The 22,714-nt window shown below is 67.2% G+C and carries 20 protein-coding genes; 11 read left to right on the forward strand and 9 right to left on the reverse strand.

The features are described 5' to 3' along the window. Positions 1-140: 140 nt before the first annotated feature. The 5 genes from ABD210_RS15445 to ABD210_RS15465 all read right to left on the reverse strand — a co-directional run bounded on the left by ABD210_RS15445 (position 141) and on the right by ABD210_RS15465 (position 6,300). Positions 141-1,697, reverse strand: coding sequence for a glycoside hydrolase family 13 protein (locus ABD210_RS15445; RefSeq protein WP_344112116.1), 1,557 nt, complete (start codon positions 1,695-1,697; stop codon positions 141-143). 26 nt (positions 1,698-1,723) lie between these two features. Further along, positions 1,724-2,695: a carbohydrate ABC transporter permease gene (locus tag ABD210_RS15450; RefSeq protein WP_344112117.1), complete on the reverse strand. Its 972-nt coding sequence runs from the start codon at positions 2,693-2,695 to the stop codon at positions 1,724-1,726. 9 nt (positions 2,696-2,704) lie between these two features. After that, a complete protein-coding gene (locus tag ABD210_RS15455; protein WP_344112118.1) occupies positions 2,705-3,628 on the reverse strand; it encodes a carbohydrate ABC transporter permease in 924 nt (307 codons plus the stop codon). Continuing rightward, positions 3,628-5,010, reverse strand: a complete 1,383-nt coding sequence (locus ABD210_RS15460; RefSeq protein ID WP_344112120.1) for an ABC transporter substrate-binding protein — start codon at positions 5,008-5,010, stop codon at positions 3,628-3,630. Before ABD210_RS15460 ends, ABD210_RS15455 begins: the two co-directional genes overlap by 1 nt. A gap of 270 nt (positions 5,011-5,280) precedes the next feature. Next, positions 5,281-6,300 (reverse strand): LacI family DNA-binding transcriptional regulator, encoded by a 1,020-nt coding sequence (locus ABD210_RS15465; protein WP_344112121.1) that lies wholly within the window; start codon positions 6,298-6,300, stop codon positions 5,281-5,283. Positions 6,301-6,486: 186 nt separating this feature from the next. Here ABD210_RS15465 and ABD210_RS15470 point away from each other — a divergent pair, with 186 nt between their 5' ends. Continuing rightward, complete coding sequence (locus ABD210_RS15470) at positions 6,487-7,713, forward strand: DUF4032 domain-containing protein (RefSeq protein WP_344112123.1); 1,227 nt, start codon at positions 6,487-6,489, stop codon at positions 7,711-7,713. Positions 7,714-7,832: 119 nt separating this feature from the next. Here the strand turns inward: ABD210_RS15470 and ABD210_RS15475 are convergent, their stop codons facing one another. After that, the gene (locus ABD210_RS15475; protein WP_344112125.1) at positions 7,833-8,600 is read right to left on the reverse strand and encodes an SDR family NAD(P)-dependent oxidoreductase; all 768 of its coding nucleotides are present in this window, start codon (positions 8,598-8,600) and stop codon (positions 7,833-7,835) included. 16 nt (positions 8,601-8,616) lie between these two features. Beyond that, the gene (locus ABD210_RS15480) at positions 8,617-9,768 is read right to left on the reverse strand and encodes an acyl-CoA dehydrogenase family protein (RefSeq protein WP_344112127.1); all 1,152 of its coding nucleotides are present in this window, start codon (positions 9,766-9,768) and stop codon (positions 8,617-8,619) included. Between the two features lie 86 nt (positions 9,769-9,854). Here ABD210_RS15480 and ABD210_RS15485 point away from each other — a divergent pair, with 86 nt between their 5' ends. From ABD210_RS15485 to ABD210_RS15505, 6 genes are all read left to right on the forward strand, one after another. After that, positions 9,855-10,439 (forward strand): TetR/AcrR family transcriptional regulator, encoded by a 585-nt coding sequence (locus tag ABD210_RS15485; RefSeq protein ID WP_344112128.1) that lies wholly within the window; start codon positions 9,855-9,857, stop codon positions 10,437-10,439. A gap of 58 nt (positions 10,440-10,497) precedes the next feature. Beyond that, positions 10,498-12,186 carry a DUF7800 domain-containing protein gene (locus ABD210_RS15490; RefSeq protein ID WP_344112129.1) on the forward strand — a complete coding sequence of 563 codons (1,689 nt, stop codon included), beginning with the start codon at positions 10,498-10,500 and terminating at the stop codon, positions 12,184-12,186. 89 nt (positions 12,187-12,275) lie between these two features. Then, entirely contained in the window at positions 12,276-13,163 is an 888-nt protein-coding gene (locus ABD210_RS15495) for a S1 family peptidase (protein ID WP_344112130.1), read from the forward strand. A 240-nt stretch (positions 13,164-13,403) separates the two neighbouring features. After that, positions 13,404-14,291, forward strand: a complete 888-nt coding sequence (locus ABD210_RS15500) for a S1 family peptidase (protein ID WP_344112131.1) — start codon at positions 13,404-13,406, stop codon at positions 14,289-14,291. A 384-nt stretch (positions 14,292-14,675) separates the two neighbouring features. Further along, the gene (locus ABD210_RS32480; protein ID WP_425552679.1) at positions 14,676-15,011 is read left to right on the forward strand and encodes a type IV toxin-antitoxin system AbiEi family antitoxin domain-containing protein; all 336 of its coding nucleotides are present in this window, start codon (positions 14,676-14,678) and stop codon (positions 15,009-15,011) included. Next, the gene (locus tag ABD210_RS15505) at positions 14,993-15,622 is read left to right on the forward strand and encodes a hypothetical protein (RefSeq protein ID WP_344112132.1); all 630 of its coding nucleotides are present in this window, start codon (positions 14,993-14,995) and stop codon (positions 15,620-15,622) included. The genes ABD210_RS32480 and ABD210_RS15505 overlap by 19 nt, the downstream gene beginning before the upstream one ends. 208 nt (positions 15,623-15,830) lie before the next feature. On the opposite strand, the gene rlmB is transcribed toward ABD210_RS15505, so the two are convergent. Both rlmB and cysS read right to left on the reverse strand, forming a co-directional pair. Next, complete coding sequence (rlmB, locus tag ABD210_RS15510; protein ID WP_344112133.1) at positions 15,831-16,793, reverse strand: 23S rRNA (guanosine(2251)-2'-O)-methyltransferase RlmB; 963 nt, start codon at positions 16,791-16,793, stop codon at positions 15,831-15,833. Between the two features lies 1 nt (position 16,794). Further along, positions 16,795-18,228, reverse strand: coding sequence for a cysteine--tRNA ligase (cysS, locus tag ABD210_RS15515; protein ID WP_344112134.1), 1,434 nt, complete (start codon positions 18,226-18,228; stop codon positions 16,795-16,797). Positions 18,229-18,412: 184 nt separating this feature from the next. On the opposite strand from cysS, the gene ABD210_RS15520 reads away from it, so the two are divergent. The 4 genes from ABD210_RS15520 (at position 18,413) to ABD210_RS15535 (ending at position 22,712) form a co-directional block, all read left to right on the forward strand. Continuing rightward, entirely contained in the window at positions 18,413-19,738 is a 1,326-nt protein-coding gene (locus ABD210_RS15520; RefSeq protein WP_344112135.1) for a neutral zinc metallopeptidase, read from the forward strand. A 150-nt stretch (positions 19,739-19,888) separates the two neighbouring features. Further along, positions 19,889-20,713, forward strand: a complete 825-nt coding sequence (locus tag ABD210_RS15525) for a lysozyme (protein WP_344112136.1) — start codon at positions 19,889-19,891, stop codon at positions 20,711-20,713. A 75-nt stretch (positions 20,714-20,788) separates the two neighbouring features. Next, on the forward strand, positions 20,789-21,349 hold the full coding sequence (locus tag ABD210_RS15530) for a GNAT family N-acetyltransferase (protein ID WP_344112137.1): 561 nt from the start codon (positions 20,789-20,791) through the stop codon (positions 21,347-21,349). A 73-nt stretch (positions 21,350-21,422) separates the two neighbouring features. After that, positions 21,423-22,712: a peptidase C39 family protein gene (locus tag ABD210_RS15535; protein ID WP_344112138.1), complete on the forward strand. Its 1,290-nt coding sequence runs from the start codon at positions 21,423-21,425 to the stop codon at positions 22,710-22,712. Positions 22,713-22,714 lie beyond the last annotated feature (2 nt).

Here is a 22,714-nt window from a genome sequence, read left to right on the forward strand (position 1 = left end):
GGGGCCCGTTGCGAGGGAGCCGTTGCGAGGGAGCCGTTGCGACGGAGCCGTTGCGTCCGAAGAACCGTGGGGCAGGGACCTCGGTTCTTCGGACGCAAGGCGTCTCTGTGGAGCAGGGCGTCTCTGTGGAGCAGGGCGTCTCAGCGGAGCCAGGCGGTCGTGTCGGTGGGGAGTTTGCCCTCGTCGAGAGGGCTGCTGGTGAGGAGGAGCTCGGCGTACTGCGGCAGGTCGATCGGCTCGGGGGTCAGATTGACGATGCAGGTCAGGTTCTCGCGGGCGAAGGACAGCACGCCCGGGGCCGAGTCGAGCCAGGTGAGCGTGCCGTCGCCCAGTTCCGTACGGCGGATTCGCAGGCCGTTGCGGTAGAGCGCCAGCATCGAGTTCTGGTCATCCTGCTGGGACTCGACGGTGAGGTTCTTCCAGTCGGCGGGTTGCGGCAGCCACGGCGTACCGGAACCGAAGCCGAACGGCGGTTCCTTGCCCGACCACGGAATCGGCACACGGCAGCCGTCGCGCCCGCGGTCGGTACCACCGGACCTTGCCCACAACGGGTCCTGCAGCAGCTCGTCCGGCAGGTCCTCGACCTCGGGCAAGCCGAGCTCCTCGCCCTGGTAGACGTACAGCCCACCCGGCAGCGCCATCGCGAGCAGCGCGGCCGCACGGGCCCGGCGCTCCCCCAGTAAGGGATCGGTCTCCATCCCGTGCTTGCGGTCCTGGTGGGAGAACGAGGTGTCAGGACGCCCGTACTTCGTGACCGGCCGGGTGACGTCGTGGTTCGAGAGCACCCAGGTGGGAGGTGCTCCGATCGGGACGTGCGTCGCCAGGGTGAGGTCGATCGACGCGCGCAGCTCGTCCGCCTGCCACGGCCGGGACAGGAAGTCGAAGTTGAACGCGGTCTGCATCTCGTCGGGCCGCAGGTAGAGCGCGAACCGTTCCTGGTCCGGCATCCACATCTCGCCGACCAGGAAGCGGCCTTCGTAGCCGTCGGTGATCCGACGCCAGTTGCGGTACACCTCGTGCACGTCGTCGTGGTCGGTGTACGACTCCTCGACGCTGTCCAGGTCCTTGAACAGCACTGCGGCCGAGTCGATCCGGATCCCGTCGACGCCACGGTCCAGCCAGAACCGGAGGATGTCGTGGAACTCCTCCACCACCTCGGGGTTGCGCCAGTTGAAGTCGGGCTGCTCGGGTGCGAACAGGTGCAGGTACCACTCCCCGTCGGCGACCTGGGTCCAGGCCGGCCCGTTGAAGATGGACTGCCAGTCGTTGGGCGGAAGGCCGGCGGCACGCCCGGCGCGGAAGATGAACCGCTCACGCTCGGGCGAACCCGGGCCGGCCGCGAGCGCCTCGACGAACCAGGCCTGCTGGTCCGAACCGTGGTTCGGGACGATGTCGATGATGGTGCGGATCCCCAGTGCGTGGGCCTCCGCGATGTAGGCCTCGGCCTCGGCGAGCGTGCCGAAGCTCGGCTCGATCGCGCGATAGTCGGCCACGTCGTACCCGCCGTCCGCCATCGGCGACGGGTACCACGGGTTCAGCCAGATCGCGTCGATGCCGAGCTCGGACAGGTACGGGAGTTTCGCCCGCAGCCCGGCCAGGTCCCCGATCCCGTCACCGTTGCCGTCGGCAAAGCTTCGCAGGTACACCTGGTAGATCGCGGCTCCGCGCCACCATGAAGCAGTCCCGGTTTCCGACATCGCTTCTCCTTAGGGGGTTGGGGGAATCAGCCTTTGAGGCTTCCGGCGGTGAGACCCGCCATGATGCTGCGCTGGAACACGAAGAAGACCAGGATCGTGGGAAGGCTGGCGATCACCAGGGACGCGATCAGCACGTTCTGTGGCATCTGCGCGGACAGGGACGCGATGCCGACGCTGATCGACATCTTGTCCGTCTCCGGCAGCACCAGCAGCGGCCAGACGAAGTCCTTCCACACGGTCACGACAGACAAGATCGAGACGACGCCGAGGATCGGCCGCGACACCGGCAGCACGATCGACCAGAGGATCCGCATCGGCGACGCCCCGTCGATCTCAGCGGCCTCCAGTAGCTCGCGCGGGATCGAGTCGAAGAACCTTTTCAGCAGGAAGATGAAGAACCCGTTCGCTGCCGCCGGCAACCAGATCGCCCACGGGGTGTTGAGCAGGTCGAAGTGGAAGATCGGCACATCCTTGGCGACCAGGTAGGTCGGCAGCAGCAGCACCATCGGCGGGATCATCAACGTGGCCAGCATCAGGCCGAGAATCAGCTTGCCGAAGAACGGCCTGAGCTTGGACAACGCGTATGCCGCGGTCACGTCGACCGCGAGGGTGAACAGCCACGCGCCCCCGGCGTACAGGGCGGTGTTCTTCAGGAAGACGCCGAGCTGGAGCTGGTCCCAGGCGTCGAGGTAGACGCCGAAGTCGAAGTGCTTCGGGAAGAAGCTCGGCGGGATCTGCGCCAGCTCCTCCGGCGACTTCAGCGCCCCGGTCACCATCCAGTAGAGCGGGAAGACGAAGGCCAGGGTGAACCCGATCACGACGACGACCAGTACGGTCCAGTAGGTCAGCTTGCCGCGCCACGACCTCAACGAGAGCGGCGACACCAGGCTGCGAGTGTCGGACGTGCGTCCCCTGTCCTTCTTCCGACTCGTACTGCGCGGCGCCGGCGCGGGTGTTGTTGCCTCAAGCAACGGCTGGGGTTGCAAGGTGGTGGTCATCGGATCCCCCTAGTTCTGGTTGTCCCGCGACACGCGCAGGTAGATCGCCGAGAACACCATCAGCACGACCATCAGCATCAGGCCGAGCGCGCCACCGCCTCCGAAGTCGCCGAAGTTGAAGGCGTACTGGTACATCAGGTACGCCACCGTCACGGTCGCGTTCTCCGGGCCGCCACCGGTCAGCAGGTACGGCTCGATGAACACCTGCATGGTGGCCACGATCTGCAACAGCAACATCACCAGCAGGATCAGCTTGGTCTGCGGGATCGTCACGTGCCAGACCCGACGGAACAACCCGGCGCCGTCGAGCTCGGCCGATTCGTAGAGATCACCCGGGATGCTTTGCAGGGCAGCCAGGTAGATCAGCGTGCCGGTGCCGAGGTTCATCCAGGTGGACACGATCACCAGCGAGATCAACGCCGTACTGGTGGAGTCCAGCCAGCTCAGCGGCGGGATGCTGAAGACATCGAGGATCTGGTTGAACAAGCCCGCGCCGGGATCGTAGAACCACTTGAAGAGCAGCACGCCGACTGCCGGCGGAAGCATCACCGGCAGGTAGACGACGAACCGCAAGTAGGCCTTCATGTGCCGCAGCTCGTTCAGGATCACCGCGAGCAGGAACGGCACGGCGTACCCGACCACCAGGGTCAGGCCGCTGAAGGCGGCGGTGTTCAGCCAGGCCGCGTTGAACGCGGAGTCCGCGAAGACGGTGCGGAAGTTCTCGAAGCCGACCCACTGGGCCGGGTCGACGAAGTTGGTCTGCTGGAAGCTCAGGATGATCTCGCGGATCATCGGATACCAGGAGAAGAAGGCGAAACAGATGAGCGCGCCGCAAAGGAACCCGTACGCCGTGAGGTTCCTGCCCACCGCGCGGCGCGCCGCCCCCTGGGGAAGGGAACGGCGCACCGGCGGTTTGGCGGTCAATACAGCCATCAGCTGTTCTTGGCGAGGATCTTGTCGGCCTTCGAGGCGGCGTCCGACAAGAGCTTGTCGATGTCAGCGTCCTTGCGGGTCAGGACTGCGGACATCGCCACGTCGAGCACCGCATACAACTCCTGCGCCTTCGGCGGCTCGAGCTTGTTGGTGATGCTGCCCTGCACACTCACGTACGGGGTGAAGTGGTCGACCGGCACGGTGGCGAACTGCTTGCGGAGGGCGGTGATCTCCTTGCCCGGGGCGGTGTCGCCGTACAGGTCCGGGATCGGCAGACCGACCGGACGGCCCTGCGCCTTGGCCCGCTCGTAGTTGAACTGGCCCTTGCCCGGCGTCAGCTCGTGGAACTCCAGCCAAAGCAGACCGGCCTTGATCTTCTCCGGGCTCGCCTTGGGGTTGAACATGTACCCGTCGCCACCACTCAGCGACGACTTGCCCTCGGACTCCGGCACCGCGGTGACGCCGTAGTCCTCGAACTTGCCCTGGAAGTCGTTGTTGACCGACTGCACGACGTCCGGCGCGCCGATCATCATGCCCAACTTGCCGGAACCCATCATCCGCATCAGGTCTTCCCACTGCAGCAGCTGCTTGGTGCCCATGCTGTTGTCGTTCCAGCGCATCTGCTTGAGGTTCTCCAGCACGGCCTTGCCCTCGGGGCTGTTGAACGCCGCGGACTTGCCGTCCTCGCTGACCATCGAGCCACCCCGCGCGTACAGGGAGGCGGCGAAGTGCCAGCCGCCGGTGTTGCCGGCGCTGTACTCACCGTAGCCGGTGTAGCCCGCGCCGAGCGCCGCGATCTTCTTCGCGGCCTCCTGCACCTCGGCCCACGTCTTCGGCGGGGCGTCCGGGTTCAGGCCGGCCTGGGTGAACAGCTTGCGGTTGTAGACCAGGCCCATGTTGTAGTTGTTGCGCGGCAGGCCGTAGGTCTTGTCGCCGTCCTTGAAGACGCTCTGGACGTCAGGACGGATATCGGCGAGCGCCTTGACGCTGCCGACGTACTGGCTGATGTCGGCGGCCTGCTTGTTCTTAATGATCTTCTGCACGTCCGTGTAGTAGACGTAGAAGACGTCCTCCTGCGAACCGCCGGCCAGCTTGGCCTGGAACGTGTCCGGGTTGATGCAGGGGAAGGCGTCCTTGCTCACGATGGTGATGTTCGGGTGCAGGGTCTGGAACGCGGCCACGTCCTCGTCCCACCCGGCCCGTTCCTTCGGGTTGCTCTTCGGCGGCTGACAGCCGACGGTGATGGTCACCTTGGCGTCGGCACCCGCTGACCCCTGGGCAGCCGGCTCGTCCTTGCTCCCGGATCCACAGGACGCGGCCGCCAGTCCGAGTCCTGCCACGAGCAACAGGCTGACTGCCCTGCGCTGGCTCGTTGTCCTCATCGATCTGCCCTTCTGCTGCGAACGGCGCCGGTCTGAGCCGGCCCACTTTGTGCGAGGGCGATTCCCGTCCCGCCCCTCTGATGTGGGCCACACCGTAGGCAACGCGACCGGATCAGCGCAATACTTCGATCACAAGTTGCAAAAACGTGACTCCACAGCGGAACTTGCGGGTATAGCAAAGGGGCAGAGCGGCGAGATCGCCACTCTGCCCCTAGGTGATCGGGCGGTTACCGACCGTTCTGGAGAGCCTTGATTGGTTGTCTGTCGTTGTCAGCTCGCGCTGGCGGCCGGCACAGGTGCCGTCTTCAGGCGGGCGGTGGAGGCGCGGACCACCAGTTCGGGCTCGAAGAGCAGTTCGTCCGCGGGGACGGCGGCACGTTCGATGAGGGCGACGAGCATGTCCACCGCCGCACGACCCATCGCGTCGATCGGCTGCCGGACGGTGGTCAGCGGCGGATCGGTGCAGTTCATCATCGCGGAGTCGTCGTACCCGATCACCGACACGTCCTCCGGCACCGACAGTCCCGCCCGGCGGACCGCACGGATCGCGCCCAGGGCGAGGATGTCGCTCGCGCAGACGATCCCGGTGACACCGTGCTTCACCAGCCGGGTCGCCGCCGCGTGACCGCCCTCGAGCGAGAACATCGTGTGCTCGACCAACTCCAGATCGCCCTCCGGCGAGGCCATGAACGCGTCCAGCTTCCGCCGGGACGGAATGTGGTCGCGGGGCCCGAGCACCATGCCGATCTTCTGATGCCCGAGTGCGCGCAGGTGGCCGATCGCCATCTCGGCGGCGACAACATCGTCCGACGAGACCTGCGGGAAACCGAGGTGGTCGACGGCCGCGTTGACCAGGACGGTCGGCAGCCGGCGCTCCTGGATCAGCTCGTAGTGGGCGTGCGGCGCGTCCGCCTGGGCGTAGAAGCCACCGGCGAACACCACCCCCGACACCTGCTGCTGGAGCAGGAGGTCGACGTAGTCAGCCTCGGACACTCCGCCGACGGTCCGGGTGCAGAGCAATGAGGTGAAGCCTTGCTGCGCGAGCGCGCCGCCGACCACCTCGGCGAAGGCCGGGAAGATCGGGTTCTGCAGCTCGGGCAGGACCAGGCCGACGAGCCTGGCACGATCGCCCCGCAGCTGGGTCGGTCGTTCGTAGCCCAGCACGTCCAGCGCTGTCAGCACCGCCTCCCGAGTCGCCTCGGAAACGCCCGGCTTACCGTTCAGCACCCGGCTCACCGTGGCCTCGCTGACGCCCACCTTCTTCGCAACCTCAGCAAGTCGTCGTGTCATGACGCAAACACTACGCCACTTCCCGCAAGAATTTGCGTCCACTTGCGTTCTTTCGTGTTCCACCCCCGCGTGCTGCCGCGTGGGATCCCGCGGCACGGCCCCGACTCCCGCGGCGGCGGCGCCTCGCAGTACGGGAATTGCTGAAGGCTCAGCCGTCCGTCAGCCGGAACTGACACACTGGTACCCGTGCCTCGTTTCGTCGCCACCCGCCCGGACACCGGTCTGCTGTCGCTTCCCTGGGACGTCCCACTGGAGGACTGGCCCGAGGACCAGCTGGTCGCGCTGCCGCGAGGTATCTCGCGGCACGTGGTGCGCTTCGTCCGGGTGAACGGCAGCGTCTATGCGATCAAAGAGGTGATGGAACACCTCGCGATGCACGAGTACCGGCTGCTCCGCGACCTCGAACGTCTCGACTCCCCCTCGGTCGAACCCGTCGGCGTGATCACCGACCGCCTGGACGCCAACGGCGAAGCACTCGACTCGATCCTGGTCACCACACACCTGCAGTTCTCGCTGCCGTACCGCGCGTTGTTCTCCAGCACACTGCGGCCCGACACCGTCAACAGGTTGATCGACGCCCTGGTCGCGCTGATCGTGCGGCTACACCTGCTCGGCTTCTTCTGGGGCGACTGCTCGCTGTCGAACACCTTGTTCAGACGCGATGCGGGCGCGTTCGCGGCGTACCTGGTGGACGCCGAGACCGGAGAGCTGCACCAGGACATCTCCGACGGGCAGCGCGCGCACGACCTCTACACGGCCGAGATCAACCTGTTCGGCGAGCTGTCCGACCTGCAGGAGGGCGGCCTGCTCGACGAGTCGATCGATCCGCTGGAGACCGTCCAGTCCATCACCTCGCGGTATGAGGCGCTGTGGAAGGAGCTGACCGCGCCGGAGGAGTTCCACACCGACGAGATGCACCGGCTGGACTCGCGGATCCGGCGGCTGAACGAGCTCGGCTTCGACGTCGCCGAGATCGACATCATCACCGACTGGGACGGCAGCCAGGTCCGGATCCAGCCGAAGGTCGTGGACGCCGGGCACCACAGCCGGCGGCTGCTGCGGCTGACCGGGCTCGACGTCGAGGAGAACCAGGCGCGGCGCCTGCTGAACGACCTGGACGCTTTCGCGGCGGCCACGGACCAGCAGAACGAGGACGAGGAGATCGTCGCGCACCAATGGCTGACCGACGTGTTCGAGCCGGTGGTCCGCCTGGTGCCCCGCGACCTCAGACGCAAGCTCGAACCGGCCGAGGTCTTCCACGAGGTCCTCGAACACCGCTGGTTCCTGTCCGAACGAGCCGGCCACGAGATCGACACCATGGCCGCCGCCCGGTCCTACGTCGACAACGTCCTCAGCGCCAAACCCGACGAAAAGCTGACTCTCCCGCCACCGCCGGTCTCCGAAGTCGACTAGGTCGCCGACTCGCGCACCAGGCCGCCCATGTGCCGACTTTCAGGTGCATCGTCAGACGCCGGGCCGGGGTTGGGGCAGGCCGACCGCTGGGCGGCGATTCGGTCGAGAGGCGGGTGGGTTCAGCGGGGCGGCATGCGGAGGGCGCCGTCCAGGCGGATCACCTCTCCGTTGAGGAGTTGGTTGCTGATGATGTGCTCGACCAGGGCGGCGTATTCGGAGGGGCGGCCGAGGCGGGCGGGGTGTGGGACCTGCTGCTCGAGAACCTTGCGGGCGTCCTCGGGGAGGCCGGCCAGCATCGGGGTCTCCATCGTGCCGGGGGCGATGGTGACCACCCGGATGCCCTTGTCGGCGAGATCCCTGGCCGCTGTGAGGGTGAGGCCGACGATGCCACCCTTGCTCGAGGCGTACGCCGCCTGGCCGATCTGACCGTCGTACGCGGCGATCGAGGCGGTCATCACCACGACGCCGCGGTCACCGTCCTCACCGGGCGGCAGGTCGAGCATCCGTTCAGCGGCGAGCCGGAGCACGTTGAAGGTGCCGACGAGGTTGACCTCGATCACCTGCCGGAACGTTGCCAGCGGCAATGGGCCTTGACGGCCGACGATCCGGCCGGGCGTGGCGATACCGGCGCAGGTGACAAGCACCCGCAGCGCGCCGAGCTCCGCCGCGGCGTCCAGCGTGGCAGCCACCGCGACCTCGTCGGTGACGTCGGTCGGCACGAAGATGACGTGGTCGCCCAATTCCTTGGCGATCTTCTTGCCCGCCGAGGTCGGCAGGTCGCAGATCACCACGCCTGCACCGGTCGCTGCGATCCGGCGTACGGTCGCTTCGCCGAGCCCGGATCCTCCCCCGGTGACGAGGGCGACGTCGGTCGGGCCAAGCTTCATCGAACACTCCTGAGCTTCATCGAACGCTTCTGAGCAGGTCACGGCTGATGACCAGTCGCTGGACCTGGTTGGTTCCTTCGAAGATCTGGGTCACCTTGGCCTCGCGCATGTACCGCTCGGCCGGGAACTCCCGGGTGTAACCGTAGCCACCGAGCACCTGGACCGCGTCCGTGGTCACCTTCATCGCCGCGTCCGTGCAGATGAGCTTGGCGATCGCCGCCTGCTGCGTGAACGGCTTCCCCAGATCCCGCCGCCGGGCCGCCTGCAGGTACGTCGCCCGCGACGACTCGACCGCGGCGGCCATGTCGGCGAGCAGGAACTGCAGCCCCTGGAACTCCGCGATCGCGTGACCGAACTGCTGTCGCTCCAACGCGTACGACGCGGCGACGTCGAGCGCGGCTTGTGCCAGCCCGGTCGCGCAGGCCGCGATCCCCAGCCGTCCGGAGTCGAGCGCGGACAACGCGATCCGCATCCCCGCGCCCTCCTCGCCGATCAGGTTGTCGGCCGGCACGCGGACGTTGTCGAGGTTGACCAGCGTCGTGGTGGATCCGGTCAGGCCCATCTTGCGTTCGGGCGCCCCGAAGCTGAGCCCTGCCGCGGTCGCCGGCACGTGGAACGCGGAGATCCCGTGCTTGGGGTCGGCGGACGTCCGGGCGAAGGTCGTGTAGAAGTCGGCGTGCGAGCCGTGCGTGATCCAGGACTTGGTGCCGGACAGCACATACTCGGAGCCGTCACGGACAGCCTTCGTTGTCATGCCACTGATGTCCGAACCTGCCTGTGGCTCCGACAGCGCATACGCGCCGAGCGACTCGCCGCCGATCATGTCGGGCAACAGCCGCGCGCGCTGCTCGGGCGTCCCGAAGGTCGCGACGGCGTAGCTGGTCATGGTGTGGACGGAGAGCCCGACGCCGACGGACATCCAGGCAGCGGCGATCTCCTCCAGCATCTGGAGATAGACCTCGTACGGCTGTTCGGCGCCGCCGTACTGCTCCGGGTAGGGCAGGCCGAGCAACCCGGCCTTGCCCAGCGTGCGGAACGCCTCCCGCGGGAAGGTCTCCGACTCCTCGGCCTTCGAGGCGTACGGCGCGAGCTCGTGGTCGCACAGGTCGCGGACCAGCGCTAGCAGGTCGACGGATTCCTCGGTTGGAAGCAGGCGATCGACAGCCATCAGGCAGCCCCTCTCAACGGCTGAGCAAATGATACTCCTATTGATACTGAAGACTAAATCTCCGTATCGTTCTATGCTGTCTCAATATGACAACCGTCGTCCCGGGGCGCCGCACCCGCAGGCAGTCCGAGCTGCTCGACCGGCTCCTCTCCCTGTTCCTCACCCAGGGCTTCAGCCGATTCACCCTGGACGACCTGGCGGCCGAGCTGCGCTGCAGCAAGACGACCCTGTACGCCCTCGCGCCGAGCAAGGAACAGCTCGCCGTCGAGGTGGTCAAGCACTACTTCAAGAATGCCACCGCTGAAGTGGAGTCCGCGGTCGCCAAGCAGACCCGGCACGACCGGCGGATCGCGGCGTACCTGAACGCCGTCGCGGACGCGCTGCGGCCGGCCAGCCGGACCTTCCTGGACGACGTGGCGACGTTCGCCCCGGCCCGGTCCGTGTACGAGCGGAACACCCGGATCGCGGCCGATCGGGTCCGTTCGCTGATCGAGGACGGGATCGCCAGCAAGGCCTTCCGGCAGGTCGACATCGGGTTCGCGGCGGAGCTGGTCGCGCACACGATGCAGGCGATCCAGCGCGGCGACATCGCGCGCCGCACGGGACTCAGCGACGCTGAGGCCTACCGGGAGTTGGCCTCCTTCGTTCTCCACTCTCTTCGCCACGACTGACCTTTACCGCGGGCCCGCACCGATTCCCGGAGTTGTGGGTTGCGGTTAGCGTTTTGGGATGCAGCTGAGGTTGGGACCACTTCTCCGGTATGTCGATGAGACGCGGGCGACCGTGTGGGTGGAGACCAGTGGGCCGTGCGAGGTGGAGATCCTCGGGCACAGGGCGCCGACCTGGTCTGTGCATGGGCATCACTACGCCTTGGTCCTGATCGAGGGACTGCGGCCGGCCGGCGCCACGGAGTACGAGGTGCGACTGAACGGTGACCGGGTGTGGCCGCTGGAGAACAACCCGTACGGGCCGAGTGTGATCCGGACGGCGCGGGCCGACGAGTCGTTCCGGCTGGCGTTCGGGTCCTGCCGGAGGTCGGCGCCGTTCGACGAGGAGGGCATCAAGGAGTTCGGCCCGGACGCGTTGGTCGCGCTGGCCGAGCGGATGGCAGAGGAGACCGACCCGCTGACCGCGGGAGACGACGTCGCGTGGCCGGATGCCTTGTTGCTGCTGGGCGATCAGGTGTACGCCGACGATCCGTCGGACGCCGTGCTCGCCAAGCTGCGGGCGGCTCACGGTGGCCGGATGGGGTCCGAGGTGCAGGACGAGATCGGCAACTTCGAGGAGTACACCTGGCTCTACGACGACGCCTGGCTGAATCCCGCGGTCCGCTGGCTCTTGTCGACTGTGCCGCTGTGCATGCTGCTCGACGACCATGACCTGCGCGACGACTGGAACACCTCGATGACCTGGCGTCGCTGGGTGACGTCGCAGCCGTGGTGGCATGACCGGGTCGTCGGGGCCTACGCGTCTTACTGGGTCTATCAGCACCTCGGCAACCTCTCGCCGGAACAGCTGGAGAAGGATCCGACGTACGCCGCGATGCGCGCGCTCGACAACGAGGACGAACGCAGCTCTTACCTCGACGCCTTCGCCTGGGAGGCGGACGAGGACCCCGCCTCGACCCGGTGGAGCTTCTACCGCGACTTCGGCGCACGATCCCTCGGCGTCCGCCTGGTCGCCGTCGATTCACGCTGCTCGAGACACTTGGAACCCGGCGAACGGGCGATGGTCGACGCGCACGAGTGGGAGTGGGTCCGCCGGCACACAGTCGGCGCGACCCAGCCGATCAACCATCTGTTGTTCGCGTCCACGCTGCCCTTCCTGCTCCCGCCCGGGTTGCACCACCTCGAAGGTTGGGACGAGGCGATCTCGTCCGGCGCCTGGGGTCCACTGGGCGCCCGGATGGGCGAGAAGATCCGGCAGGGCATGGACCTGGAGCACTGGGCCTCGTTCCGGAGGTCCTTCGACGACGTGACCGACCTGTTGACCGACCTGGTCCGTGGCGAGGACCCGCCGGCGTCAGTCCTGATGCTGTCCGGTGATGTGCACTGCAGCTACTTGGCGCAGGCCCGGCTGACAACGGAGGACCACCCCGGTACTGCGATCCACCAGCTGACCATGTCGCCGTTCCGGAATCCGATCGGCAAGCACTTCCAGTTGGCGTTCAGGTTCCTCGGCACCCGGTTGATGACCGCGCTCCTGCACAAGCTGGCCCGGTCCGCCCGGGTGCGGGATGTCGCCGCGGACTGGCGTACGGCGTACGGACCGTGGTTTGGTAATGGTGTGATGACGATCACAGTGTCAGGCGAGGCTTGGACGGTACAGGTCGATCACGCCGGGGTTTTTCGGGGTCGGCAGCGCCTGGAGCGGACCTTGAACTTTCGGAGGATAACCCTACCCTCCGGATTTATCTGAATACTCAGCGAGATCTGGGGTAGTACTGGACTCGGTTAAGTCAAGGACGCACCCGCCCCGAGCGCGTCCTCATCGTGAGGAGGCTGACCGTGAAGTTCCCGTCCATCCGCCGTACCGCGGCAATCCTGGCCACCGCCGGGCTCGCCGGCACCACCGCCCTGCTGGCCACCCAGGCCTCGGCTGCTCCCGTCGCACCGTCGACCCTGTCCGCCAGCGCCATCACCGCCACCCTCAGCAAGGACGCCTCGATCCCGGGCACCGCGTGGGCGACCTCGCCCGACGGCCGGATCATCGTGTCCTACGACGACACCGTCACCGGCTCGAAGATGGCGGCGCTGACCGGCGTCACCAAGCAGTTCGGCAGCCGGATCACACTGGAGAAGATCCCCGGCAAGCTGACGAAGTACATCAGCGGTGGTGACGCCATCTACGGCGGCCAGTACCGCTGCTCGCTCGGCTTCAACGTCCGCAGCGGCACCACGTACTACTTCCTGACCGCCGGGCACTGCGGCAACATCGCCTCGAGCTGGTACTCGAACTCCTCGAAGACCACGCTGCTCGGCACCACCTTCGGCTCGAGCTTCCCCGGCAACGACTACGCGATCGTCAAGTACTCCACCTCGTACACCAACCACCCGGGCACCGTCGACCTCTACAACGGGTCGACCCAGGACATCACCTCCGCCGGTAACGCCTCCGTCGGCCAGGCGGTCAAGCGCAGCGGTAGCACGACCGGGGTGCACAGCGGTACCGTCACCGCCACCAACGCCACGGTCAACTACGCCGAGGGCAGCGTCAGCGGCCTGATCCGCACGAACGTCTGCGCCGAAGGCGGTGACTCCGGCGGCGCTCTGTTCGCCGGCACGATCGCACTCGGCCTGACCTCGGGCGGCAGCGGCAACTGCTCCTCGGGTGGCACCACCTACTTCCAGCCCGTCACGGAGGCGCTCTCCCGCTACGGCGTCAGCGTCTACTGACACTGACAGACAGCGTGACCAGTCGCCCCCTGTCCGGTCCCCCGGTCAGGGGGCGATCTGCGTGCGCGGGTCATAACTTCGGCGTACCGGGTTGGCATAACTCCGGCCGGGCCAGGTGAAGGATGTCCCTTTCCTCACCGGGAAATCCGCATACCGACAGAGGGTCTGGGTATCCCTTCGCACGGTTATGTCTAGGACGCGTCCGCCCCCGAACGCGTCCTCATCGTGAGGAGGCTGACCATGAAGCTCACCCGTGCCCGCCGAACCGTGGCAGTGCTGGCAACCGCCGGTCTTGCTGCGACAACCGCCCTACTGGCCGCACAGGCCTCATCTGCCGCACCACCTGATCCGCTAGCGCTCGCGCAGACCATCACCAGCACGCTGGCACAGGACGCTTCGATCCCCGGCACCGCCTGGGCCTCCGACGACGCCGGCCGCATCATCGTCTCCTACGACGACACCGTGATCGGCTCGAAGCTGGCAGCACTCACCGCTGTCACCAAGCAGTTCGACAGCCAGGTCACGCTGCAGAAGATCCCTGGCAAGCTCACCAAGAAGGTCAGCGGCGGCGACGCCATCTACGGCGGCCAGTACCGCTGCTCACTGGGCTTCAACGTCACCGACGGCAGCTCGTACTACTTCCTGACCGCCGGCCACTGCGGCAACATCGCGTCGACCTGGTACTCCGACTCGGGCCACACCACCTCGGTCGGCACCACCCAGGGATCGAGCTTCCCCGGCAACGACTACGCGCTGGTGAAGTACCCGGCCGGTACGCCGCAGCCGCCCGGCAACGTGGATCTCTACAACGGGTCTTTCCAGGAGATCAGCACGGCCGGGAACGCCACGGTCGGCGAATCCGTCCAGCGCAGCGGCAGCACGACCGGCGTCCACGGCGGCACCGTCACCGGCCTGAACGCCACGGTCAACTATGCCGAGGGCACCGTCACCGGCCTGATCCAGACCAACGTCTGCGCCGAGGGCGGCGACTCCGGCGGAGCCCTGTTCGACGGTTCCACGGCCCTCGGCCTCACCTCGGGCGGCAGCGGCAACTGCACCTCCGGCGGCACGACCTTCTTCCAGCCCGTCACCGAAGCCCTGAACACCTACAACGTCGACGTCTACTGACGGCAGACATCCGGGCTGGATCCAGCGCTGAATCCGGGCTGAATCCGGCGCTGGATCCGGCGCTGGATCCGGCGCTGGATCCGGCGCTGGATCCGGCGCTGGATCCGGCGCTGGATCCGGCGCTGGATCCGCGCTGAATCCGGGCTGAAGTAGTGGGTTAGTCCAGTATGTCGGGACCTCGGACAGGCTATTCCCTGTCCGAGGTCCCCACTCCCTGCCCGACGTCCCCACTCCCTGTCCGACGTCCCCACTCCCCGTCCGACGTCCCAACTCCCTGCCCGAAGTCCCAACTCCCTGCCCGAGGTCCGGCTTCCTGGATGAGGTCGCGGCTTCTGGTTGTCCACAGGGATGAAGTCTGGCGTCGGTTCATCGGGTTCGTGCTGCATGTTCTCTGGTGTGAACAGAAGATTGAGCAAGGTGGCCGGCGAGCGAGGCGGCTGGTTCACTCGGGCCGATGCGTTGGAATCCGGCTACAGCGACAGCGAAATTCGCCTGCGCCTTCGCGGCGGACGGTGGGCGCGACTCTGCCGAGATGCCACGTCGAGCCCGGCGAATGGCCCGCGGACGAGCAACCCTGGGAGCGGACAAGGCGGCTCCACCTCCTCTTGGCCAGAGCCGTTGTCCAGCACATGGGCGAGGGGGCGGCGATCAGCCATCAGTCGGCGGCCGTTCTGCATGGCCTACCGAGCTGGGGACTGGACTTGGCGAGGGTGCATCTGACCAAATCCGTCGGGCGAGTGCGGTCCGATCGCGCACTGCAGGTCCATCGCTCGCCACTCGAACCGGACGATGTCCGCGAGGTGCTAGGGCTGTGCCTCACGAGTCCCGCCCGCGCGATCGTCGAAACCACCTGCGGTTCGTCGTACGAGGTTGGTGTCGTGCTGGCCGACGCAGCCCTGCGGGAAGGCCTGGTGACCAGCGATCAGCTGATCGCGATTGCCAAGCGCTTCGAGTGTTGGGCTGGTTCGCCTGCAGCCCGTACGGCCGTTGCGTTCGCCGATGGTCTGAGTGAGTCGGTCGGCGAATCGCGGTTGCGAGTTCTGATGGCGAACGAGGGTCTACCGCGGCCGCAGCTTCAGGTGGAGATCCGCGATTCGGCCGGGCAGTTGCTCGGACGCGTCGACTTCCTGGTGATGCAGAAGCTGATTGTCGAGTTCGACGGGGTTCAGAAGTACGACTCCGCAGAAGTGATTGTGGCGGAGAAGTGGCGGGAGGACCGGCTCCGTGAACTCGGATATTCCTTCGCGCGCGTCGGCTGGGCAGATCTGGATCGCCCACGCGAGACCAGCAAGCGCTTGCGTTGGTTGCTCGCCCGCTCGATCGCTGCTTGACCGGCGCAGTTTGTGGGGACCTCGGACAGCAAGTCGGGACCTCGGACAGGTTATTTCCTGTTCGAGGTCCCGACGTGGTGTCCAAGGGCCCTAGTTCTTGCCGTCTGTGCCTCTCCGCCGATCTCAGCTGCGGCGGCATTCCCTGTTCGAGGTCCCGACGTGGTGTCCAAGGGCCCTAGTTCTTGCCGTCTGTGCCTCTCCGCCGATCTCAGCTGCGGCGGCGGGAGATCTCGTAGAGGGCTACGCCGGTGGCTATGCCGGCGTTGAGGGATTCGGTGGCGCTCGTCATCGGGATGGAGACGATGATGTCGCAGTTCTCGCGGACCAGACGGGCCAGGCCCTTGCCCTCGCTGCCGACCACGAGGACCAGGGGTTCGGTGGCGGCCTGCAGGTCCGGGAGCTCGACCTCGCCGCCCATGTCCAGGCCGGCGATCAGCAGGCCGGCGTCCTTGTAGGACTTCAGCGCGCGGTTCAGGTTCGTCGCGCGCGCCACCGGGATCCGGGCAGCCGCGCCTGCGGAGGTCTTCCACGCCGAGGCCGTCATCGAGGCCGTACGACGCTCCGGCACCAGAACCCCGTGTGCGCCGAAAGCGGCGGCGGATCGGGTGATGGCTCCCAGGTTGCGCGGGTCCGTCACTCCGTCGAGCGCGACGATCAGCGGCACCTCGCCCGCGTCGTACGCACGGGTCAACAGGTCGTCCGGGTGTGCGTACTCGTAAGCGGGGATCTGCACGGCCACGCCCTGGTGGGCACCGTGGCTGGTCAGCCGGTCCATCTCAGTCCGCGGCACCTCGAGCAAGGAGATCCCGTGCTCGACCGCGATCAGCAGGGCCTCGCGCAGGCGGGCATCCCGCTCGGTGCCCTCGGCAACATAAAGCGCGCTGACCGGGACTCCGGCGCGCAACGCCTCCACCACCGGGTTGCGGCCGTACACCCACTCGACGGTGGACTCGCCGACGTCGCGGCGCTCGGGGCGACGACCGCCGGAGCGCTCCTTGGCACGCTCCTTCGCCTTCGCCCGCTTGTGCGCGGGGTGCTTGGTGCGCTCCTCGGCCTTGGGGGTCGGGCCCTTACCCTCGAGACCACGACGGACCCGGCCACCGGATCCGGCGGTCGGGTTCCCACGCGGCTTCTTGCGGATGGCGCCCTTGCGTTGACTACTGCCTGGCACTTCAGTTTCCTTCGGTTGATTGGTGCGGGGCGATCGTCCAGCGAGGCCCCTGCGGGGTGTCCTCCACGACGACGCCGAGCGCCTTGAGCCGGTCGCGGATCTCGTCCGACGCGGCATAGTCCTTGCGTTCCCGGGCTGCCTGACGCTGGTCCAGCAGCGCCTTGATCAGTCCGTCGAGCACCTCGGTCAGTTCCTTGGTCACCCCGGTCCGAGACACCCACGGCTCGGCCAGCGGATCGAGGCCGAGGACGCCGAGCATCGCCCGCACCGAGGCCAGATTCTCTTGCAGAGCAGGCGAATCTCCGTCGGCGACCAGCTTGTTGCCGTCCCGCACGGTGTTGTGCAGCACCGCGACCGCGGCCGGGGTGCCGAGATCGTCGTCCATCGCGGTCACGAAGTCGGCAGGCAGTGCGGCGGCGGGCTCGACCCCACCGGTCACCTCGGTCGCGCGGGCGATGAACCCCTCGACCCGCTGGAAGCTGGTCGCAGCCTCGTCCAGCGCGCTGTCGGAGAACTCCACCACGGACCGGTAGTGCGAGCTGACCAGGTAGTACCGCAGTTCGATCGGGCGGACCCGTTGGACCACGTTGCGCACGGTCGCGCCGTTGCCGAGCGACTTCGACATCTTCTCGCCGGCCGCGGTGACGAGCGCGTTGTGCATCCAGAACCGGGCGAACTTCTGCCCGACCGCCTTCGACTGGGCCAGCTCGTTCTCGTGGTGCGGGAACCGCAGGTCCAGGCCGCCGCCGTGGATGTCGAACTCGGTGCCGAGGTACTTGCCGGCCATCGCGGAGCACTCCAGGTGCCAGCCCGGCCGGCCGCGGCCCCAGGGGGTCGGCCAGGACGCGGTCAGCGGCACGCTCTCGACGTGTCCCTTCCACAGCGCGAAGTCGCGGGGGTCCCGCTTGCCGCGCGGGTCGGCGTCCTCGGCCGCCTCCATGTCGTCGATCCGCTGGTTCGACAGCTCGCCGTACGACGGCCAGGACTTCACGTCGAAGTAGACGTCACCCGAGCCGTCCGGAGCGACGTACGCGTGACCCGACTCGAGCAGCTCGCCGATCATCTCGAGCATCTCGGGGATGTGCCCGGTGGCGCGCGGCTCGTACGTCGGCGGGCGGCAGCCGAGCACGTCGTAGGCCCAGTGCAGCTCGCGCTCGAACTCGTAGGCGTGCGCCCACCAGGGGATGTGCCGCTCGGCGGACTTGGCGAGGATCTTGTCCTCGATGTCGGTCACGTTCGCGATCACGGTGACCTCGTAGCCGGACCGCTCCAGCCAGCGGCGCAGGACGTCGAAGACGACCTCCTTGTAGATGTGCCCCACGTGCGGGGCACCCTGCACCGTCAGCCCACAGTGGTAGATCCCGACCTTGCCCGGCTGGACCGGTTCGAAATCCCTCACTGCTGCTGTCGCGGTGTCATACAAGCGAAGTGTCACCGATCAAGGGTAACGGTGTTTGATACCTTCCCCGCCCCACCGCCCCAGTCGATCCGAGACTGCTCTTGACATTTTCCCCCGAACCGGCCTTACCCGGCCGCGCGAGCAGTGTCCCCTCGGACCGATACGGTTCTGATTCCGGGACGACGCCTAGCGCCCGCACGTCCGCTGTATGGAGGAACCCTTGTCGAGCCAGCCCCCGTTCGGCCCGCCGCATCAGGCACCACAGCAGCCGTATGGCGGACCGCCGCCGGCTGGTCCCCCGCAGTACGCGCCGGGTGCTCCGCAGTATGCGCCGGGTGCACCTCAGTACGGGCCGGGTGCACCTCAGTACGCGCCGGGTGCACCTCAGTATGGGCCAGGTGCTCCGCAGTACGGGCCGGGTCCCCAGCAGTACGCGCAAGCTCCGCAGTGCGGGCCGGGTCCGCAGCAGTCTGCGCCGGGTCCGCAGTACGCGGCGAGCTACGGGCCGCCGCCGGGTGGTCCCGGGTTCGGGTGGGGGCCGGGTGGTCCGCCGCGGCGGAAGAAGAGCAAGGCCGTGTGGATCGTGGTGCCGGTGGTGCTGGGGTTCGCCTGCATCGTCGGCTTGTGGATCGCCGGTGTCGTTGCCAAACAGAACCGGCTGAACGACTACTCCTCGCCGGAGCCGACCTACAGCTCCAGCTACGACCCGACCAACCCGCCCACCGAGGCGCCCACCAACGGCACGACTACGAGCGGGCCGACTTCGAAACCCACCGCCACCAAGACGACACCACCGCCGCCTCGCCGCGCCACGCCGTACGAGGTCGTGAGCCGGAACAAGTTCTACCGGACCGGTACGCAGAGCAGCGTCGGCTGTAAGGAGTCCGGAGCGCGGGCGACCACGCTGGCCAACGCGGTGAAGTACTACTCGGTCGTGAAGGGCTGCGCCGACCGGGGCTGGCCTCGGCAGGTGCGCGGCGGAGGGTGGCAGTTCCGGGCACCCAAGACGATCGTGATGAACGGTCGGGTGCAATCGCCCTGCGGCGGCTACGCCCCGAGCTCGTACTACTGCTCGGCCAACGAGACGATCTACATGGCCGGCGCGGACGACGTGGCCGAATACAAGCGGTACCGCAACTCCGCCTCCGGTCTGGCCTTCAACCGGGCAGGCATGGCGTTCACTGTGGCGCATGAGTACGGACACCATGTCCAGGAGCTGACCGGCGTCCTGGAGGCCTACGGCGAACTGCGGTACGACGCCTCGTCGCAGAGCGCCAAGCTCGAGGTCAACCGGCGGATGGAACTGCAGGCGAGTTGCCTCGCCGGGGTCTTCCTGGCCGCGAACAAGGGCACCTACCCCATCGGTGGGCAACTGAAGACGCAGCTGGACTTCGTCACCAACAACTCCGGCGACGAGTACGACCCGAGCGGCCAGCGGATCCACGGCAACAAGAAGAACCACGGCTACTGGTTCCACCGCGGCTACAACACCCGCAACCTGGCCGCCTGCAACACCTTCACCGCCCCCAGCTCGCAGGTGGCCTGAGTTCGGCAGAGCCTGATTTCCGGGTCCCGACGACCAGAGTCGGAAAATTCTCACACTGATTCTTGATTCGATGGTTATTTCTTACTGACGCGTGGGTAAAACCTCCGCCGAGCGCTCTGTCCGCCCCTCATCGCTCTGTGGAGGTTCCTCGTGAGATCCCTCGTCACGGGTGCCGCCGTGACCCTCGGCCTGCTCCTGGCCCCGGTCGCCGGCACCATCGCATCCGCCCAGCCCACCGCCCCCCACCAACCGACCGCCGAGGCCCGGCAGCACGGCATCTCCAAGGCCGGCGAAGCCTTCATGGGCTGGCGTCAGCCCACCACTGCCGCAGCCGCCCCGTCGTCGATGGCCCCGGCCGCCACTGTCGAAGGCATCGACGTATCCAGCCACCAGGGCAACGTCGACTGGGCCTCGCAGTGGAGTGCCGGCAAGCGGTTCGCCTACTCGAAGGCGACCGAAGGCAACTACTACTCGAACCCGTACTTCGGCCAGCAGTACAACGGTTCCTACAACGTCGGCATGGTCCGCGGCGCGTACCACTTCGCCACCCCGAACGACTCCAGCGGCGCCAACCAGGCGAACTACTTCGTCGATCGCGGCGGCGCGTGGTCCCGGGACGGCAAGACGCTGCCGGGCGCCCTCGACATCGAGTACAACCCGTACGGCGCGACCTGCTACGGGTTGACCCAGGCCTCGATGGTGAGCTGGATCCGCGACTTCCTGAACACTTACAAGTCCCGCACCGGCCGCGATGCGGTGATCTACACCAACCTGGACTGGTGGACCCGCTGCACGGGGAACAGCACCGCCTTCAACGCCACCAACCCGCTCTGGGTGGCCCGCTACGCCTCGGCTCCGGGCACCCTCCCCGGCGGCTGGCCGTTCCACACCATCTGGCAGTACAGCTCGAGCCCGATCGACCAGGACCGGTTCAACGGTGACCAGACCAGACTGGTTGCCCTAGCCAACGGATAACACTCCGAAGGCCTCCCGCTGCTAGGGCGGGAGGCCTTCTGTAATTGGGTTGCGCGGTGCTCATAGGCTCGTCAGGTGGCCTACTTCCTGCCGATCGAGACTGACCGTCTGACCCTTCGCCGCTACCTCGAGACCGACTACGACGACCTGCTGAAGCTGCAGTCGAACGACGCCGTGACGCGGTTTCTGCTGTACGAGTCGAAGACGCCCGAAGAGGTGCGGAACTCCCTTGCCCTGCGACTGACCGACGTACCGATGGATGCTGACGGCCAGGCGCTGACGGTCGCGGTGATCCTGCGTGAGACCGGGCAGCACGTCGGCGAGGTGACGTTGTTCGTACACAGCACCGAGCACCGCTCGGGCGAGGTCGGCTTCGTCTTCCATCCCGACTACCACGGTCTCGGGTACGCCGCCGAGGCGTCAGCCGAGTTGCTGCGCGTCGGGTTCGAAGAGCTCGGCATGCACCGGATCATCGGTCGCCTCGATGCGCGCAACGCCGGGTCGGCGAACCTGCTCAAGCGCCTCGGCCTGCGCCAGGAGGCCCACTTCGTCAGCAACGAATTCATCAAGGACGAGTGGACCGACGAACTCGTCTTCGCGATCCTCGCCGAGGAGTGGCAGACGGCTCGAAAGTAATTGACAGGATCGACACGGTTCGCGGCACGCGTTCACCGCGACAGAGCACAGCGGCCCGTCTACCGTCGATTTCATGACCGCCGCCCACATCGTCACCACCGCGCTGTCCACCGCGATCGTCCTGACAGGAGCGGCCGCACCGACCTTCGCCGCCAAGCCGGCCGCCGTCCGCGACATCGCCTACCACGCCTGGACCACGTCGGCCGATTTCGCCGCCGGGACGCCGCAGGGCACCACCGTCGCCGATGACAGCCTCACGATCGGCGCCCCCACCGGCACCACCTCGTACGTCGACCCGTTCGGCGACGGCTCGGCTCGAAGCTACGACCAGGCCAGCTGGACCTCACCGGTCGTGCAGACCGGCTTCGGCCTGACCGAGCTGGTCGGCTCGTGGAATGCCACGACTCCGCCGGGCACCTGGGTGGAAGTAGCGATGGCCGGCCAGACCGACCTCGGCACGACCACCAAGTGGTACGTGCTCGGCCGGTGGGCCAGCGGCGACGACACCGCGGCCGGCGACATCCACCGGACCTCCGTGCCGAATCAGGGCGACACGAACGGATCCGTTGCCGTGGACACCTTTGTCGCAGCCACCGGCCGATCGCTGAACAATTGGCAGCTGAAGGTGACGCTCTACCGCCTCGCCGGCACCACCCAGACGCCGGCAGTCCGCTCAGTCGGCGCGATGGCGTCACGCCTCCCGGCCGACAAGAAGGTGGCCGCGAGTCCGTTGGGCGGTGCGGAGGGCGTGGTGCTCGACGTACCGACGTACTCGCAAGAGACCCATATCGGGCACTACCCGCAGTGGGACGGTGGCGGCGAAGCCTGGTGCTCGGCGACCTCATCCGCGATGGTGCTCGACTACTACGGCGCTGGACCGACCCCGGCGGAAACCGCCTGGGTGGACCCGACCGACGCGGACCCGCAGGTCGACCATGCTGCCCGGTCTGTCTTCGACTACTCGTACGACGGTGCGGGGAACTGGCCGTTCAACACCGCGTACGCCGGTACGCGAGGGCTGGACGCGTTCGTCACGCGGTTGAGGTCGCTGACGGAGGCCGAGCAGTTCATCAAGGCCGGCATCCCGCTGATCGCGTCTTTGTCGTTCAAGAAGGGTGATCTACCGGGCGCCGGCTACGGGACGAACGGCCACCTGATGGTGATCGTCGGCTTCGATGCCGCCGGCAACGTAGTGGTGAACGACCCGGCCTCCCACCTGATCAAGAGCAATGACGAGGTCCGCACGACGTACGATCGCGCGGCCTTCGAAAACGCCTGGGTCCCCCACTCGGGCGGCCTCGTCTACGTCGTCCACCCGGCCTCAACGCTCCTCCCGCCACAACCTGCGCAGCACAACTGGTAGGC

Source organism: Kribbella alba (assembly GCF_039529635.1).
GTDB lineage: Bacteria > Actinomycetota > Actinomycetes > Propionibacteriales > Kribbellaceae > Kribbella > Kribbella alba.